Origin of the sequence: gamma proteobacterium SS-5 (assembly GCA_009497875.2) — a bacterium.
Classification (GTDB): Bacteria; Pseudomonadota; Gammaproteobacteria; order Chromatiales; family Chromatiaceae; genus Magnetovirga; species Magnetovirga frankeli.
The window spans coordinates 1,356,007-1,372,001 of sequence record CP032508.2; the positions used below are offsets into that span (position 1 = coordinate 1,356,007).

Sequence of the window (15,995 nt, forward strand, 5' to 3'; positions counted from 1 at the left end):
TTGTGTCATGCGTCACCGCAAATCCGGACGTCAACTCAATCGTAACAGCAGTCACCGCAAGGCCATGTTTCGCAACATGACCAACTCGCTGATCCGGCATGAGTTGATCAAGACCACATTGCCCAAGGCCAAGGAACTGCGCCGCGTGGCCGAGCCCCTGATTACCCTGTCCAAGGTGGATTCAGTGGCCAAGCGTCGGCTGGCGTTTGACCGCCTGCGCGACAAGGAAAGCGTGGGCAAGCTGTTCACCGACCTGGGACCCCGCTATCAGGAGCGCAACGGCGGTTATATCCGCATCCTCAAGTGCGGCTTCCGCTCCGGCGACAGCGCCCCCATGGCCTATGTCGAGCTGGTCGATCGCCCTGCGGTGGAAGAGATCGATGATGATGACGCAGAAGACATGGCGGAATAAGACGCCCTGTCCTGCGCCAGCAACCAGCCGGGCCTTGCCCGGCTTTTTGTTGGTTGGATGAAGGTGCCCAGGGTGCTGCGTGGCATAGGCCTGTTCACCGATTTTGGTGCCGAAGACCCCTATCAGGGGGCGATCAAGGCGGTACTGCTCAGCGCTGCCCCCGGCCTGCCCCTGTATGACCTGATGAGCGCCGCGCCCAGGTTCGACCCTCGGGCCTCGGCCTACCTGTTGGCGGCCCTGCTGGAAACCCTGCCGCCCGGCCAGTTGCTGATCTGCGTGATCGATCCGGGGGTCGGCTCCAACCGCATGGCCTTGCGGGTGAAGACCGCCGAACACCTGCTGATCGGCCCGGACAATGGCCTGTTCGCCCCCCTGATCCAGCGCCAGAATGCCCAGGTAGAGGAGATCGGTTGGCGGCCGGCACAGCTATCGGCCAGCTTTCATGGGCGTGATCTGTTTGCCCCGGCGGCGCTGCGCCACCTGGCAGGCCAGGACCTGGTCCTGCGCCCCCTGGCTGCGGGACAATGGCAGGGGGCAGACTGGCCAGAGGATCTGCTCGAGGTCATCCACGTGGACAGCTACGGCAATCTGATCACCGGCCAGCGTGCCGTCGAAGGGTCAGAGGATCGGCTGCTGGAGCTGGGCGGGCGGCAGATCGCGGCGGCGCGTACCTTCAGCGAGCGGCCACCGGGCGGGCTGTTCTGGTACGCCAATTCCTTCGGCCTGGTAGAGATCGCCGCCAACCAGGCATCCGCCGCTGAACAGCTACAGGCAGACCGAGGGACCGCCTGCCGCTGGCTGGGTCCTTGAACCTATATTCCTCAGTTAAGCCACAGAGACACAGACGACTCCAGGGACGGAGGAGGTAGAGCGAAGCCTGGAGCCAGAGCCGACGACTCCAGGGCCACCGATGATCCAGTCATCGGTTTGGCATGACCTACCTCCCTGTAGGCCCGATGGAGGAGGTAGAGCGAAGCCTGGAGCCAGAGCCGACGACTCCAGGGCCACCGATGATCCAGTCATCGGTTTGGCATGACCTACCTCCCTGTAGGCCCGACGGAGGAGGTAGAGCGAAGCCTGGAGCCAGAGCCGACGACTCCAGGGACGGAGGAGGTAGAGCGAAGCCTGGAGCCAGAGCCGAGATCACAGAGTTGTTTCAATGAGTTACCTATCAGACTCGGCTCACCTAGAAGGTGTTGAATGTTCGTTTTCCAATACATTGATTTTTCTCTGTGTACTCTGTGGCTCTGTGGCCAAATGATCTTTTTAGGTTGATCCAATGTAGGGCTCTAGGTCATTGCACTCTTGTATGTTCGACTGTGGGTATTGCCTCTTCTCCCGACCATTCGAGTGCCCGGCCCTTGCCTTGGATCTTTGCCTGGTACATGGCCATGTCGGCATGGCGCAGCAGTGCTTCCCCGTCCCTGGCATGGTCTGGGTAAAAGCTGATGCCGATGCTGGCAGAGATAGCGCAGTTGGTGTTGCCAATCAGGTAGGGCTGGCTCAGTAGGTTGACCAGATCATTAGCCACGCCGTTCGCCATCTCGCGTTCGGCCAGGTCGTAGAGGATCACCGCAAATTCGTCGCCACCCATGCGGGCCAGGGTGTCGCTGGCGCGCATGCGTCCCTTCATGCGTCGGGCGACTTCTTGCAGCAGAATGTCGCCAGCGCTGTGGCCGAGGGTGTCGTTGACTGCCTTAAAACCGTCGAGGTCGATCCATAGGATCGCCAGCACATCCCCGTTTCGATGTGCCCGCGCCAGGCATTGGCTGAGGCTTTCCATAAAAAATTGCCGGTTTGGTGGCTCAGTCAGGCTATCGAAATTGGCCTGGTTCCAGAGTCGCTGTTCCCGATCATAACGGTCGGTGATGTCAACAAAGATCAGGATCGAGCCGACGAGGGCGTGAGCGGAAGGCGTCACGCTGATCCAGTCGGTTACCAACCAGCGGTCCGAGTTGTTGAAGCAAAATTCGACCCGACCATCGTCCCACTCCTCTTTGCTGGCCAGGATCAGTTGCTCGAGTTTTTTGCGGTGATCGCAATGCACCAAATCGATAAAGGGTCGTCCGAGCACGTCCTCCAGGTTGGCCCGGGCCATCTTCAGTCCCGTGGGATTGAGGTAGTTACAGTGTCCCTCGGGGTCGAGTTGAGCGATGCCGACCGGGGCCGCCTCGATCAGGGCACTGAGGCGCTGTTCTGTAATGGCGGATTCCAGATAGAGCTTACGCAATGTCTGGTCCTTGATAGCAAGCCGGTCCTCCAGGCGCAGGGCACGCTCCCTCAACTGTATCTGCAGGCGGTTACGGTTCTCCACCAGAATGCCCAGCAGCAGACCGGTCAGGGCAACGGCAGCCATGATCAATTGGTAGGGGATGATGTTGTCTTGTTGGCCGAACAATACGGCCGCCACTACCAGGCCGCTGCTGATCATCACACTTCCAGTGACGGCGCTTTCCAGGCCCCATTGCAGGGCCACCCAGGCGAGAGGCATAAGCAGAAATAGGGCGAAGAAGGGCGAATGTTCAGCATATCCGAACAGCGATGGCAGACTCAGCATAAGCATGGGCGTGACTGCCAACAGAATCATGCTGGTCAGGCCTGGAGGGGTTGCCGAGACCGCTTCGGTGCCTATACCCAGGTCGGTCGATAATTGGGGGGCAAGGCGCGGCAGCAATACCAGCAGGAATAGCGGGGTGAAGATGAGGATGCCGATGAAATCCCCCATCAGCCAGGCCCGCCCGATATCCACCAAGGAATCCGGCGCTGCCCGGCCCAGTGCCAACATGCGCACGATGCCCACGGCAGCGGCGGCAGTGGCGGTAAGCAAGGCGGCGATGAGAAAGATTCCGACGGTTCGTCCGGGCTGGCGGATGAATTCGGCCTGCTGCAACCACTTGCGCAGGGGCATCAGCACCAACCCGTAGGCCAGTGGATGCAGAAAGGCGCTGGAGACCAGTGATTCAAGCGTAGGCGGCTTGCCCTGCAAAGGGGAGATCAACATGGGGGACAAGAAGTTGGCCAGTCCATCCAAGACCACACCTGCCCATCCGAAGGCCAAGATACCGAAGACAGACAGGCCGGCCGGCGGGTACCAGAGGCTGGCGATGAAACCGCCCTGATCCAATAATGCCGCCGATGCGAACAACACCAGATAAAGTCCAAGATAAACCGCGATCAGCAGCGGTTTGGTTAGCACCAGGGCGGGGTTGACAGCCTGTTCAGCAGGCTTTGAATTCTTAACGCCTATCAAGAGAGTCTCCATTATTCCGTTGCATGTAAAGGTCCACTTTCGGCACTGACTCTGGACTTTAACCAACAACAACCTTCACGAACAAGTCAAACTTTCGTTGGAGTCAACTTGGCCTTCAGAACAGAAGAACAGAGAAAAGAAGAACAGGGTCAGGTGTCAGGTCTAGAATTATGGCCAGTTCCAGCTTTGGAGGAAAGAACAGGGTCTATAGTCTCAAATCTAGCCCCAGCCGTTTTATCGTCACCTGGCCGATTAAAGGCCTCTATTCTCGACCTGACCCCAATTTTTCTCACATGGGTACGAGGAAAGGAATCCGCGAACCAAAAGACTTGCAACTTCGCTGGTTTAGAGGGTGCCTGGGGGTGCTTGAGAGGGGTGTTTGGTAGCAGTGCCCGGAGTCGAACCGGGATGCCCGAGGGCGCAGCATTTTGAGTGCTGTGTGTCTACCAATTCCACCACACTGCCATGAGGGGGTTGGCCGGTCTGGCCGCTGGGATCAAGCCGGGCATGTTCTCAGTGGCTTGCTTCGCTGTCAAGGTCTTGATCATCCAATAATCATTCAGGGGGAGCTGTGCGGTGTAGTTCGGCGGCCTGGAAGGTGTTTTCCAGCAGTGTGGCTATGGTCATCGGGCCTACACCACCGGGGACCGGGGTGATCCAGCCGGCCTTTTTTACCACCGCCGCGTAGTCCACGTCGCCGCACAGCTTGCCGTCGTCCAGGCGGTTGATGCCTACATCTATGACCAGGGCACCGGGCTTGACCCAGTCGGCCTGGACGAAGTTGGGGCGACCCACGGCGGCTACGACCAGGTCGGCACCGCGCACCTTGTCGGCCAGATTCTTGGTGCGGCTGTGGCAGACGCTGATGGTGCAGCGGGCGGCCAGAAGCTCCAACGCCATGGGTCGGCCAACGATGTTGGATTGGCCGATGATCACCGCATCAAGGCCTTCCAGGGTGACACCTGTGTGCTCTAACAGGGTCATAATGCCCTTGGGGGTGCAGGGGCGCAGCAGGGGTTGGCGTAGCGCCAGGCGGCCGATGTTGTAGGGGTGGAAGCCGTCCACGTCCTTGGTGGGTAGGATGGCCTCGGTGATCTGCTCTTCATTCATCTGCGCGGGCAGCGGCAGCTGTACCAGGATGCCGTCGATCTGTTCGCGTTGATTGAGTCGGTCGATCAGCTCAAGCAGTTCACTCTGTGGCGTTTCGGCGGGCAGTTGGTGCATCTCGGAGTGGAAACCGACCGCCTCGCAGGCCTTTTGTTTGTTGCGCACGTAGATCTGGGATGCCGGGTTTTCCCCCACCAGCACCACGGCCAGTCCAGGTGCCCGGTGGCCCTGATCGAGGCGTTGCTGTACCTGGTGTTTGACCGCTTCTCGGCGTTCTGCGGCAATGGCCTTGCCGTCGATGATGGTTGCGCTCATGCTGGCTTCCGCTGGGTTAGTGTGAAACATCCATGGTAAATATCGAGTCCCGAACCCCGAGTGCCGAAGCGGCCAAGAGGCGTGTCACGATCCGGGGTGTCGCTGCTCGCTCCATGATCGTTAGGAGAGGACATGGTAAACCAAAGTGGGTTTTCAGGCGAGATCGTGCCGCGCTGCCATTGCCCCGGCTGGCTCAGAGGATGAAGCGGCTCAGGTCTTCGTTGTCGGCCAGTTCACCCAGGTAGCGATCGACGTAGGCGGCGTCTATGCTGACCAGTTCGCCCTGGCGTTCGCTGGCGCTGAAGGAGACATCCTCCAGCAGGCGCTCCATGACTGTATGCAGGCGGCGGGCACCGATGTTCTCGGTGGTCTCGTTGACCTGATAGGCGATCTCGGCAATGCGGGCTATGCCCTGGTCGCTGAACTCCAGATCCAGCCCCTCGGTGGCCATCAGGGCCTGGTATTGCTCGGTCAGTGAGGCATCCGGTTCGGTCAGGATGCGCACAAAGTCCTCGCTGGTCAGTGCCTTGAGCTCGACACGGATGGGTAGGCGGCCCTGTAGTTCGGGGATCAGGTCCGAGGGCTTGGCCAGGTGGAAGGCACCGGAGCAGATGAACAGGATATGGTCTGTGCGCACCATGCCGTGCTTGGTCGATACGGTGCAGCCCTCCACCAGGGGCAGCAGGTCGCGCTGCACCCCCTCGCGGGAGACATCGGCCGCGCCGTGCTCGGAGCGGCTGGTGACCTTGTCGATCTCGTCGATGAAGACTATGCCCTGCTGTTGCACGTTATCCAGGGCGCGCAGTTTCAGTTCTTCCTCGTTGACGCGCTTGGCCGCCTCTTCGTCGGCAAGCATGCCCAGGGCGTCGGCCACGCGCAGCTTGCGGCGTTTTTTGCGCTCGCCGCCCAGGTTCTGGAACAGCCCCTGCAGCTGGCTGGTCATCTCCTCCATGCCCGGCGGGGCCATGATCTCCACGCCGAGTTGGGGCGCGCTGACCTCGATCTCGATCTCCCTGTCATCCAGTTCACCGGCACGCAGCTTGGCGCGGAATTTCTCTCGGGTGGCGCTGCTGACACCGCTGCTGGCGCGGCTTTCCTGCTCGAAGCTGCTCGGCGTGGCGGGCGGCAGCAGGGCATCGAGCACACGCTCTTCGGCGGCCTCGGTGGCCACTTCCTTGAGCTTGGCCATCTCCTGCTCGCGGGCCATGCTGACGGCCGCATCGGCCAGGTCGCGGATGATGGAATCCACCTCCTTGCCGACATAGCCCACCTCGGTGAACTTGGTCGCCTCCACCTTGATGAAGGGGGCATTGGCCAGGCGCGCCAGGCGCCGGGCGATCTCGGTCTTGCCCACCCCGGTGGGGCCGATCATGAGGATGTTCTTCGGCGTGATCTCGCTGCGCAGGGGCTCCTCGACCCGGGTACGGCGACGGCGATTGCTCAGGGCAATGGCCACGGCGCGCTTGGCCGCCAGCTGGCCGATGATGTGCTTGTCCAGCTCCTGGACGATCTCGCGGGGGCTTAAATCAGTCATGGGTTACCTCGAAATGGCCACAGAGACACAGCGCACACAGAAGATGAGCTAAGCCTGTTCTCTGTGATCTCTGTGACTCTGTGGCAACTAGATTCACTCGCAATCCAACTCTTCGATGGTGCGGTTGTGGTTGGTATAGACGCAGATGTCGGCGGCTATGGCCAGGCCCTTTTCGACGATGTCGCGGGCGCTCAGTTCGGTGTTCTCCAGCAGGGCACGGGCGGCGGACTGGGCGAAGGCACCGCCTGAGCCTATGGCCATCAGGCCGTCCTCGGGCTCGACCACATCGCCGTTACCGGAGAGGATCAGCGAGGCCTTGCTGTCGGCCACCAGCAGCATGGCCTCCAGTCGGCGCAGCATGCGGTCGGTGCGCCAGTCCTTGGCCAGTTCCACGGCCGAGCGGGTGATGTGGCCCTGGTGCTTCTCCAGCTTGGCCTCGAAGCGTTCGAACAGGGTGAAGGCATCGGCGGTGGCACCGGCGAAGCCGGCCAGCACCTGATCCTTGTACAGGCGGCGCACCTTGCGGGCATTGCCTTTCATCACCGTGTTGCCAAGCGAGACCTGACCGTCCCCGCCTACGACCACCTTGCCGTAGCGGCGAATCGACAGGATGGTGGTGCCGTGCAATTGCTCCATGGGTCGCTCCTCAGCGGGCTTGGGTGGTGACAAGGGGCGGATTCTAGCAAAATTTCTGCCCTGGGGTTTGGCGCTTGGGCGAGGCGCTTGGCACGAGGTGCCACCAGCAGGCCCAAGGATGCAGGAGCGGCCTTGGCCGCGAAGGGGGCTGGAGTCGCGGGCAAGCCCGTTCCCACTCAGTCGAGCACTGGCAGCTGGCGGCCGAAAGCTCAGTTTACGGCCTGCTGGCGTTTGATTTACCGGTGGATATGCCTATACAAAGGTAATCCCCACCTGAAACAGGCGCACCACTTCGTTGACCTTGCTTTTGTTTACCAGGAACAGGATGACGTGGTCTTCGGCCTCGATGCGGGTGTCGTGGTGGGCGATGATGACCTCCTCGCCGCGGACTATGGCACCTATGCTGACCCCTTCGGGCAGGTGCAGCTCGTCGATGCGCCGACCGACCACCCGGGATGAATTGGAGTCACCGTGGGCCACGGCCTCTATGGCCTCGGCGGCACCCTTGCGCAGGGAGTGCACGGCGCTGACATCGACCTGACGGACATGGGTGAGCAGGCTGCCGATGGTGGCCTGCTGGGGCGAGATGGCGATGTCGATCTGGCCGGTATCCTCTACCAGATCCACATAGGCCGGGCGGTTGATCAGGGACATGACCTTGCGCGCCCCCAGGCGCTTGGCGAGCATGGCGGAGAGGATATTGGCCTCTTCGTCGTTGGTCACGGCGATGAACACATCGGTGTTCTCGATGTTCTCCTCCAGCAGCAGGTCGCCATCGGCGGCATCGCCGTGCAGCACTATGGTCTGGGTCAGTCGCTCGGAGACGCGCTGGGCGATTTTCTGCTCACGCTCTATGACCTTGACCCGGTAGTTGTCCTGCAGGGCGCGGGCCAGGCGCATGCCGATGTTGCCGCCACCGGCGATGATGATGCGTCTGTAGGTCTTTTCGCTGCGCCGCAGCTCGCTCATCACCCGGCGGATATTGCGGCTGGCGGCGATGAAAAAGACCTCGTCCTCGGCCTCGATCACCGTCTCGCCCTCGGGCTTGATCGCCCGGCCCTTGCGGTAGATGGCCGCCACCCTGGCATCGGCCCCCTTCATGCGCTGGCGCAGTTCGCGCAGCTGGTGCGATACCAGCGGCCCACCGTAGTAGGCGCGCAGGCCCACCAGGCGTACCTTGCCCTCGGCGAAGTCGAGCACCTGCAGGGCGCCGGGGTGTTCGATCACCCGCAGTATGTAGTCGGAGACGATCTGCTCCGGGCTGATGAGCACGTCGATAGGCAGGGCGCTGGGGCTGAACAGCCCCGGCTCCTGCAGGTATTCCACCGAGCGTACCCGGGCGATGCGGGTGGGGGTGCGGAACAGGGTGTACATCACCTGGCAGGCGACCATGTTGGTCTCGTCGCTGTTGGTCACCGCCACCACCAGCTCGGTATCCTCGGCCCCGGCCTGGCGCAGCACCTCGGGGTTGGCGGCATGGCCGTGTACCGTGCGTATGTCCAGCCGGTCCTGCATCTCGGCCAGCAGCTTGGTGTTACGGTCGATGACGGTAATATCGTTGGCCTCGCCGGCCAGCTGCTGGGCCACGGAAAAGCCCACCTGGCCTGCCCCCAGAATCAGGATCTTCACTTGCGGTCCTTGATCTCTATGCCCAGGGCGCGGATCTTGCGGTACAGGTGGGTGCGTTCCATGCCCGCCTCCTGCGCCGCCTTGGTGACATTGCCGCTGTGCTTGTTTAGCTGGTATTCCAGGTAGAGCCGTTCGAACTCTTCGCGCGCCTCGCGCAGGGGCTGGTCGAGGTTGATCGCCAGGCCGGGCGCGGGGCCTGCCTGGGCCTGCTCCGGCGGTGCCGACATGAGGGCCTTTTCCACCTCCTGTTGGCCGATCTCCTCGCCGTTGCCGAGGATCATCAAGCGCTGCACCAGGTTCTTCAACTCACGGATGTTGCCCGGCCAGGGGTAGTGGCGCAGGTAGTTCTGCGCGCCCATGTCGAAGTGGCGGTAGCTGAGGCGCTCGTGCATGACGTGGTGATCGACGTAATAGGCCAGTAGCTCGGAGATGTCCTCCGGGTGCTCACGCAGGGGCGGGATCTGCAGCGGTACCACATTGAGGTGGAAGAACAGCTCCTCGCGGAACTGGCCGGCGCGGACCCGTTCGGCCAGGTCGTGCTGGCTGGCGGCGATGATGCGGGCGTCGATGGCGACAGGCTCGCTGCCGCCAACGCGTACGAAGGAGCCGTTTTCGAAGGCGCCCAGCAGCTGGCCCTGGGCGTCCAGGCCCATGTCCGCCACCTCGTCGAGAAACAGCAGGCCGCCACGGGCCTGCTCGAAGATACCGTACTGGATGTTGCCGCCCTCCTCGCTGCCGAACAGTTCGCGGGCGGCATTTTCGGCGGCGATGGCGGACACCGCCACCTTGACGAAGGGATTGTCGCGCCGGTTGCTCTGGCCGTGCAGGTAGCGGGCGAAGGTCTCGCGGCCGCTGCCGGGCTCACCGGTGATCAGCACCCAGGTGTCGTGTACGGCGATGCGCTTGATCTGTTCGCGCAGGCGCTGCATGTCCGCGCTCTTGCCCACCGGCTCCTGGGGTTGCGCCGCCTGGCTGCGCAGGCCCTTGTTTTCCTGCTGCAGGCGGTCGCTCTCCAGGGCGCGCTCCACGGTGAGCAGCAGCTTGGCCAGGGATAGGGGCTTTTCCAGGAAATCATAGGCCCCCAGGCGGGTCGCCTCTACCGCCGTTTCCACCGTGCCGTGGCCGGACATCATGATGATCGGGCAGGGCAGCTCGGCCGTCTCGCTCCACTCCTTGAGCAGGCTGATGCCGTCCACGTCGGGCATCCAGATATCCAGCAGCACCAGGTCGGGGCGGCGGTGGCGCATGGCCTCCCGCGCCTTGGCACCGTTCTCTGCGGTATCTACCCGGTAGCCTTCGTCTTGCAGGATCTCCTGCACCAGGCCGCGGATGTCCGGCTCGTCATCGACGACCAGGATATAGGCATTGCTCATGGCTGATGTTCCCCCTTGTCTGCCAGCAGCGGCAGGTTGATGACAATCCGGGCACCGCCGTCTTGCCGGTTTTCCGCCCGGATGACGCCGCCATGTTCCTCGATGATCTTCTTCACTATGGCCAGGCCCAGCCCGGTGCCCTTGACCTTGGTGGTCATGTAGGGCTCGAACAGGTGTTCCAGCACCTGCTCGGAGAAACCGGGGCCATTATCCCGCACTTCCAATTCGACCACAGCGCTTTCGCTTTGTTCGGCCAGACGGGTGAGCACCTGAACGCGGCCATCGGCGGCCTGTTCCAGGGCCTCCATGGCATTCTTCACCAGGTTCACCAGCACCTGACGCAGGCGGTTGGGGTCGGCCTCAATACGCGCCGCGCCGGCCTTCAGCCGCACCTCCAGGGGCGGACCGCTGTCGGCCAGGCGATAGAGGTCCAGGGCCTCGTTGACAAAGCGGTCGAAGTCGATCGGCTCGGCCTGCATCTTCGGCGGCCGGGCATAATCGGAAAAGGCGTTGACCATCTCTTTCATCGACTCCACTTGCTGGGTAATGGTGCGGGTGGCGCGATCCAGGATCTGCCCCTCGTCCTCCGACAGCTTGCCCAGCAGCTTGTGGCGCAGGCGCTCGGCGGAGAGCTGGATGGGGGTGAGCGGGTTCTTGATCTCATGGGCCAGACGCCGCGCCACCCCGCCCCAGGCGGCATCCTTTTGCGCCTGCAACAGGGTGGTGACCTCGTCGAACACCAGTACGTGACCGGCAGCGGCGTCATCGGCCATGGCCAGGGGCGAGATACTGCAGAGCAGAACCTGACGGCCTTCGCTGCCGAACAGGGTGACCTCGTCGCGCCACTCGCCGTGGGGTCGGCTGAGCGGCTCGGCCAATGCCTCCACCAGGGAGTGCAGGGCCGGCCGCTCCTCGATCAGCTGATTCAGTGGTGCCCCGTAGAGGGGTTCCAGGTCCACCTTGAGGATCTGCCGCGCCGCTGGGTTGGCGGTGCGCAGGCACAGGCCGGAGTCGAAGGTCATGACCCCGGAGGAAAGTCTGCCCAATACCGTCTGCAGATAGCTTCTCTGGGCTTCAACCTCCTGTTGGCTGCGTTCGGCCATGTCCCGCGCCAGGGCGATGCTGCGCGTCATGGCATTGAAGCTGGCCACCAGAAAACCCAGCTCATCGCGGCTGGAGGGCAGCGGCAGCTGCTGGCCGTAGTTGCCCAGGGCCACGGCGCGGGTGCCCTCGGCGATCTGCGCCAGGGGGGCCACCAGCCTCCTGGCGGAGAAAAATCCGGCCCAGATGGCGGTGACCAGGGCGTAGATCAGCACCAGCAACAGGGTCAGGCCGAAGCTGAACTTGAGCGAGTCGCGCAGGTATTCCAGCTCGCGATAGCGGCGGAAGGCGTCCTGCACCTGGTCCGACAACTTGCCGATCTGCTCGCTGGTGTGGTAGCGCGCCTGTAACAGCAGGGGTCGGTTCTTGGGGTCGGCCACCACTACCCGCACCATCAGTTCGGAGCCATCGGCGCTGGGGTCGAGGGCGACAAAGGGCTGGCCGCTGCGCGCCTGGCGTACCACCTCGTTCTCCGGCGGGGTGACCAGGATTTGGGTTGGGTTGGCGCTGCTGGAGGCGATGATGTTGTTGCCGAAGTCCATCAGCAACAGCTCCTGGGCATCGAAGCTGTTGCGCAGCTCGTCCAGGCTCAGGGCCAGGGCGGTCTGCGAGCTGTCTTGCAGGCCCTGCCAGAGGTAGTTGGTCAGGCGCAGCTTCTCCTTCTTGTGCAGGTCCATGGAGGCCTGGCTCAGGGCCAGGCTTTGTTCCACCGCCGCGCCTACATCGACGTCGAACCAGCGGTCTATGCCCTCCAGCAAGATGTCCACCGAATAGTAATAGACCACAGTCACCGGCGGCAGGGAGAGCAGCAGGAAGATCACCAGCATACGCAGGGTCAGGCGCGAGCCGGCGGCAGCACGGCGGTATTCCCGCCACAGCCGCCAGCCGTTGACCAGGATCAGCAGCACCATCAGCGCCAGGCCGCCGAGGGTGAAGATCAGCAGGGGTACGAACAGGCGGCTGAGGCCCTCGGCCTCCTGCACCGCGTTGCTCATCAGGTGCAGGGCCACCAGAAGGGCGACCAGCAGCCCCACCACGGCCCAGGCACCGCGCATGGGTTTCAGGGTTGCAGGGGCCATCGGCGGGTCTCCTGATGGATGGACCAGTCCTGGGATAGATAGGCCAGGGGGCGGAGGGGGGCGGGTAGTGATTCTATGTCCAGCCTGGCCTCCATGCGCAGTTCATAGGCCTGTCCGGCATCCAGGTGGGCCAGGGGCACCAGGCGCATGGGCTCCAATGTACCCAGGGCGCGCAGGGCCGCAGCCAGGGTGGCAAAGCGCAGAACCTGGGCGGCCTCGGGCTTGATCAGCTCATACACCGAGGCCAGGGCGTGGTAGCGCAGCTGATAGGGCAGACGCCGCTCCAGGATGGGGTACTGCCAGAAGCGCGCCTGGCTTGGCTGCACCTGCAGATAGACCTGAAACACCATGGCCACGCCGGAGTGCAGGGCCTCCAGCACGGCCTGGCTGAGGCGGTAGTCGATGAAGGCCTCCAGCAGATAAAAGCCCTGCTGGATTTTGACCTCGATCTCCTGGATCTCGATCCCCGGTCTGGGGCCCTCGTCGGGGCGGGGCTCGGCGGGGGTGCCTGTATGGGAATCCACATCGGTGCCAGCATCGGTTTCGGAGCGGGGCGCGGCCAGCGGCACGCTCAAGGCCGGAGTCAGGCCCAGCATTAGACCCAGCAGCAGACCGGACAGGGGCAGCCGTCGGCTCATGTCGCCGTCTTCTCCAGCAGGGCATAGTAGAAGCCATCCATATCCGCCTCGCCGGGCAGGATCTGGCGGCCATGGGCCAGCGCCTGGCCCCAGTCGGCCTGAATCGGCACCTCGCGGGCGTTCTGCTGGCTGGCCAGAAAGCGGGCGATCTGCTGCTCATTCTCCTCCGGCAGGATGGAGCAGGTGGCATAGAGCAGGTGCCCGCCCGGTTGCAGCAGGGGCCAGAGGGCGCGCAGGGCCTGCTGCTGCACCCCGGCCAGCTGGGCGATGTCGGCATCACGGCGCAGGCGCTTGATGTCGGGATGGCGACGGATCACCCCGCTGGCGGAGCAGGGGGCATCCAGCAGGATCTTGGCGTACTGCCGCTCGGCCCAGGCACCGGCCGGGGCGGTGACATCGCCGGTGCGGCACTGGGCGCTCAGGCCCAGGCGTTTGAGGTTGTCCTCCACCCGCGCCAGGCGCTTAGGCGCCAGGTCCAACGCGGTCAACTCCAGCCCGGCTTCCGCCAGTTCCAATAGATGACAGGCCTTGCCGCCGGGGGCGGCGCAGGCGTCCAAAATCACCTCGCCGGGCTGGGGGTCGAGCAGGGGCGCGGCCAGCTGGGCACCGGCGTCTTGCACCGAAACCAGGCCCTCGGCAAAGCCCGGCAGGCGCTCCACCGCCACCGCCCGCTCCAGCAGGATGGCATCCGGGGCGCAGGGATGCAGTCGCGCCGCCAGTTCCGCGTAGGGGCCTTCCGCCTGCAACAACTGGAAATAGCCCTTGCGTTCGATCTGTTGCCGATTGACCCGCAGGCACAGCGGCCCCTGCTCGGCGCTGGCGGCGGCTATGGCTTGCCAGTGCTCCGGCCAGGCCCGTTGCAGGCGCTGGAGCAACCAGCCCGGCAGGGCATGGGCGAACTCAGGGTTGGCCTGCAGCGCGGCCTGTAGGCTTTTGGCCTCACGCTGATAGCGGCGCAGCACCGCGTTGACCAGGCCGGCGGCCCATTTCTTGTTCAGCGCGTGAGTGGCCTGGACCGATTCGTTGATCGCGGCGTGGGCCGGTACGCGCATCTGTTCCAGCTGAAACAGGGCGCTCTCCAGCAGGGCCTGGATGTCGGCATCGGCGGGCTTGAGGGGTTTGGCCAGGAGTCGCTGCAGGATCAGTGGATAGCGCGGGTACTGGCGCAGGACCCCGTAGCACAGGGCCTGGACAAAGCTGGGGTCGGTCTGGGCCACGCAGGGCACCTGCAGGGCCTCGGTGAGGGAACGGCCACCGACCACCTCCGCCAGCACCCGGGCGGCACAGCTGCGCGAATCAAGCGCCAAGGAAGCGGCCTTGCAGCTGCTGGGCGTTGACGAAATCAGCCACCGCCATGGCGCGCTTGCCCGGCATCTGCAACTCGGTGATGCGCAGCACGCCCTGGCCACAGGCCACGTCCAGGCCCTGTTTGTCACAGCGCAGTATGCTGCCGGGGGGCTGATTGCTTTGATCATCCAGCGGGGTGGCGCGCCAGAGGCGAATCACCTGATCCCCATGCCGGGTCTGCGCCACCGGCCAGGGGTTGAAGGCGCGGATCAGCCGATCGATCTGCGCGGCGGACTGGCTCCAGTCGATCTGCGCCTCCTCCTTGCTCAGCTTGTGGGCATAGACCGCCTCGGCGTCGTTCTGCAGCTCGGGGCTGTGGCCCGGCTGCTCCAGCAGGGGCAGGGCCTCGATCAGCCCCTTGGCGCCCAGTTGGGCCAGGCGATCGTGCAGGTCCTGGGCGGTATCGCTGGGCAGGATCGGGCAGGTCTTGCGCAGATGCACCGGCCCGGTGTCCAGCCCCGCCTCCATTTGCATGATGCACACGCCGCTTTGTGTATCGCCGGCGGCGATGGCGCGCTGGATCGGCGCGGCACCACGCCAGCGCGGCAGCAGGGAGGCGTGGATATTGACGCAGCCCAGCCGCGGCGCATCCAGCACCGCCTGGGGCAGCAACAGGCCGTAGGCCACCACCACCATCAGATCGGCATTGAGCGCCGCCAGGGCGGTCCGATCTTCTTCGGCCTTGAAATTCAGCGGTTGATAGACCGGGATGCCTTGCTCCAGCGCCCGCTGCTTCACCGGGCTGGGGGTCAGCTTGCGGCCGCGCCCGGCGGGGCGGTCGGGCTGGGTATAGACGGCAAGGATCTGGTGCTCGCTGGCAAGCAGGGCATCCAGGGGGCTAACGGAGAACTCGGGGGTACCGGCAAAGAGGATACGCATGGTCTGACCTGGCAATGGCAGTTAAACAAGGCAAGCCCGAGATTGTCCCAGAAAGCGCACTGGATCGCAGGGGGAGATTGAAAAAAAATGCCTACCGCTCGTTGAGCGAGGCCGAAGCAGGGAAAAAAGCGAGGCCGCCGCAGCCGATGGCCGAGGTCTTCAGATGCCCAGTCTGGTGGGCTGGGCCGGTCGGATGTTGCTTAGAGGGAGGCGGCAAACCCGCAGCGGAGCCTGCTTGAGGAAGCGGGCAAAGGACAGGTCATCACTGGCCAGATGGCCGATAAACCAGTGCTCCAGCGCCACCAGGTCGCTGGGTTTGAGGCAGGCCTCACCGGCGCAAATGGAGCGGAAGAGGCCCATGAACTCGGCCAGCATCAGGCGGTGCTCCAGGCGGTGGTTCTGGGTATCCGGGTAGCCGCATTGCGCCATCATGCCCTCTTCGGTGCAGAAGTGTTGATCGATCTGGCGGGCCAGCCCTTGCATCAGCCGTCGTACCTGCCGACAGCAGGCCGGAGCGGTCTCGGCCCGGGCGGCGGCAGACCCTTCCTGGTGGCGCTGGATCTCGCCCTGAATGGCGTTGACCAGTTCCGCTATGCGTTCGTGCTGGGCATCCAGTTCGGGGATACCCAGAAGCAGGGGGGTACCAAGGCGTATCATGGCCGCTACCTCTCAAAACGATGCGGAAAGCAGGTGGC

13 protein-coding genes and 1 tRNA gene are annotated in these 15,995 nt (G+C 63.7%); 2 read left to right on the top strand and 12 right to left on the bottom strand.

Annotation, left to right across the window (positions count from 1 at the left end; genetic code table 11):
* Window positions 1–7: 7 nt before the first annotated feature.
* Both rplQ and D5125_11575 read left to right on the top strand, forming a co-directional pair.
* Window positions 8–412 carry a 50S ribosomal protein L17 gene (gene rplQ, locus D5125_11570; protein ID QFY90069.1) on the top strand — a complete coding sequence of 135 codons (405 nt, stop codon included), beginning with the start codon at window positions 8–10 and terminating at the stop codon, window positions 410–412.
* A 57-nt stretch (window positions 413–469) separates the two neighbouring features.
* A complete protein-coding gene (locus tag D5125_11575) occupies window positions 470–1,222 on the top strand; it encodes an SAM-dependent chlorinase/fluorinase (GenBank protein ID QFY90070.1) in 753 nt (250 codons plus the stop codon).
* A 484-nt stretch (window positions 1,223–1,706) separates the two neighbouring features.
* Here D5125_11575 and D5125_11580 read toward each other — a convergent pair whose 3' ends face one another.
* From D5125_11580 to D5125_11635, 12 genes are all read right to left on the bottom strand, one after another.
* The gene (locus D5125_11580) at window positions 1,707–3,731 is read right to left on the bottom strand and encodes a diguanylate cyclase (GenBank protein QFY90071.2); all 2,025 of its coding nucleotides are present in this window, start codon (window positions 3,729–3,731) and stop codon (window positions 1,707–1,709) included.
* 311 nt (window positions 3,732–4,042) lie between these two features.
* Window positions 4,043–4,127 (bottom strand) — tRNA-Leu (locus D5125_11585).
* 90 nt (window positions 4,128–4,217) lie between these two features.
* Window positions 4,218–5,084: a bifunctional methylenetetrahydrofolate dehydrogenase/methenyltetrahydrofolate cyclohydrolase FolD gene (folD, locus tag D5125_11590; protein ID QFY90072.1), complete on the bottom strand. Its 867-nt coding sequence runs from the start codon at window positions 5,082–5,084 to the stop codon at window positions 4,218–4,220.
* Window positions 5,085–5,277: 193 nt separating this feature from the next.
* A complete protein-coding gene (hslU, locus tag D5125_11595; GenBank protein ID QFY90073.1) occupies window positions 5,278–6,618 on the bottom strand; it encodes an ATP-dependent protease ATPase subunit HslU in 1,341 nt (446 codons plus the stop codon).
* A gap of 93 nt (window positions 6,619–6,711) precedes the next feature.
* A complete protein-coding gene (hslV, locus tag D5125_11600) occupies window positions 6,712–7,254 on the bottom strand; it encodes an ATP-dependent protease subunit HslV (GenBank protein QFY90074.1) in 543 nt (180 codons plus the stop codon).
* 252 nt (window positions 7,255–7,506) lie between these two features.
* Window positions 7,507–8,883, bottom strand: coding sequence for a Trk system potassium transporter TrkA (gene trkA, locus D5125_11605; protein QFY90075.1), 1,377 nt, complete (start codon window positions 8,881–8,883; stop codon window positions 7,507–7,509).
* On the bottom strand, window positions 8,880–10,256 hold the full coding sequence (locus tag D5125_11610) for a sigma-54-dependent Fis family transcriptional regulator (GenBank protein ID QFY90076.1): 1,377 nt from the start codon (window positions 10,254–10,256) through the stop codon (window positions 8,880–8,882). Before D5125_11610 ends, trkA begins: the two co-directional genes overlap by 4 nt.
* Window positions 10,253–12,436: a HAMP domain-containing protein gene (locus tag D5125_11615; GenBank protein QFY90077.1), complete on the bottom strand. Its 2,184-nt coding sequence runs from the start codon at window positions 12,434–12,436 to the stop codon at window positions 10,253–10,255. The genes D5125_11610 and D5125_11615 overlap by 4 nt, the downstream gene beginning before the upstream one ends.
* A complete protein-coding gene (locus D5125_11620) occupies window positions 12,418–13,074 on the bottom strand; it encodes a DUF4390 domain-containing protein (GenBank protein ID QFY90078.1) in 657 nt (218 codons plus the stop codon). Before D5125_11620 ends, D5125_11615 begins: the two co-directional genes overlap by 19 nt.
* On the bottom strand, window positions 13,071–14,381 hold the full coding sequence (rsmB, locus tag D5125_11625; GenBank protein ID QFY90079.1) for a 16S rRNA (cytosine(967)-C(5))-methyltransferase RsmB: 1,311 nt from the start codon (window positions 14,379–14,381) through the stop codon (window positions 13,071–13,073). Before rsmB ends, D5125_11620 begins: the two co-directional genes overlap by 4 nt.
* Complete coding sequence (fmt, locus tag D5125_11630; GenBank protein ID QFY90080.1) at window positions 14,371–15,300, bottom strand: methionyl-tRNA formyltransferase; 930 nt, start codon at window positions 15,298–15,300, stop codon at window positions 14,371–14,373. Before fmt ends, rsmB begins: the two co-directional genes overlap by 11 nt.
* A 159-nt stretch (window positions 15,301–15,459) precedes the next feature.
* Window positions 15,460–15,957, bottom strand: coding sequence for a hemerythrin family protein (locus D5125_11635; GenBank protein ID QFY90081.1), 498 nt, complete (start codon window positions 15,955–15,957; stop codon window positions 15,460–15,462).
* Window positions 15,958–15,995: the final 38 nt, after the last annotated feature.

Bases quoted from the DNA above. Each gene is read 5' to 3' on its own strand.
- rplQ (QFY90069.1), top strand. From the start codon at position 8: ATGCGTCACCGCAAATCCGGACGTCAACTCAATCGTAACAGCAGTCAC.
- D5125_11575 (QFY90070.1), top strand. From the start codon at position 470: ATGAAGGTGCCCAGGGTGCTGCGTGGCATAGGCCTGTTCACCGATTTT.
- folD (QFY90072.1), bottom strand. From the start codon at position 5,084: ATGAGCGCAACCATCATCGACGGCAAGGCCATTGCCGCAGAACGCCGA.
- hslU (QFY90073.1), bottom strand. From the start codon at position 6,618: ATGACTGATTTAAGCCCCCGCGAGATCGTCCAGGAGCTGGACAAGCAC.
- hslV (QFY90074.1), bottom strand. From the start codon at position 7,254: ATGGAGCAATTGCACGGCACCACCATCCTGTCGATTCGCCGCTACGGC.
- D5125_11610 (QFY90076.1), bottom strand. From the start codon at position 10,256: ATGAGCAATGCCTATATCCTGGTCGTCGATGACGAGCCGGACATCCGC.
- D5125_11615 (QFY90077.1), bottom strand. From the start codon at position 12,436: ATGGCCCCTGCAACCCTGAAACCCATGCGCGGTGCCTGGGCCGTGGTG.
- D5125_11620 (QFY90078.1), bottom strand. From the start codon at position 13,074: ATGAGCCGACGGCTGCCCCTGTCCGGTCTGCTGCTGGGTCTAATGCTG.
- fmt (QFY90080.1), bottom strand. From the start codon at position 15,300: ATGCGTATCCTCTTTGCCGGTACCCCCGAGTTCTCCGTTAGCCCCCTG.
- D5125_11635 (QFY90081.1), bottom strand. From the start codon at position 15,957: ATGATACGCCTTGGTACCCCCCTGCTTCTGGGTATCCCCGAACTGGAT.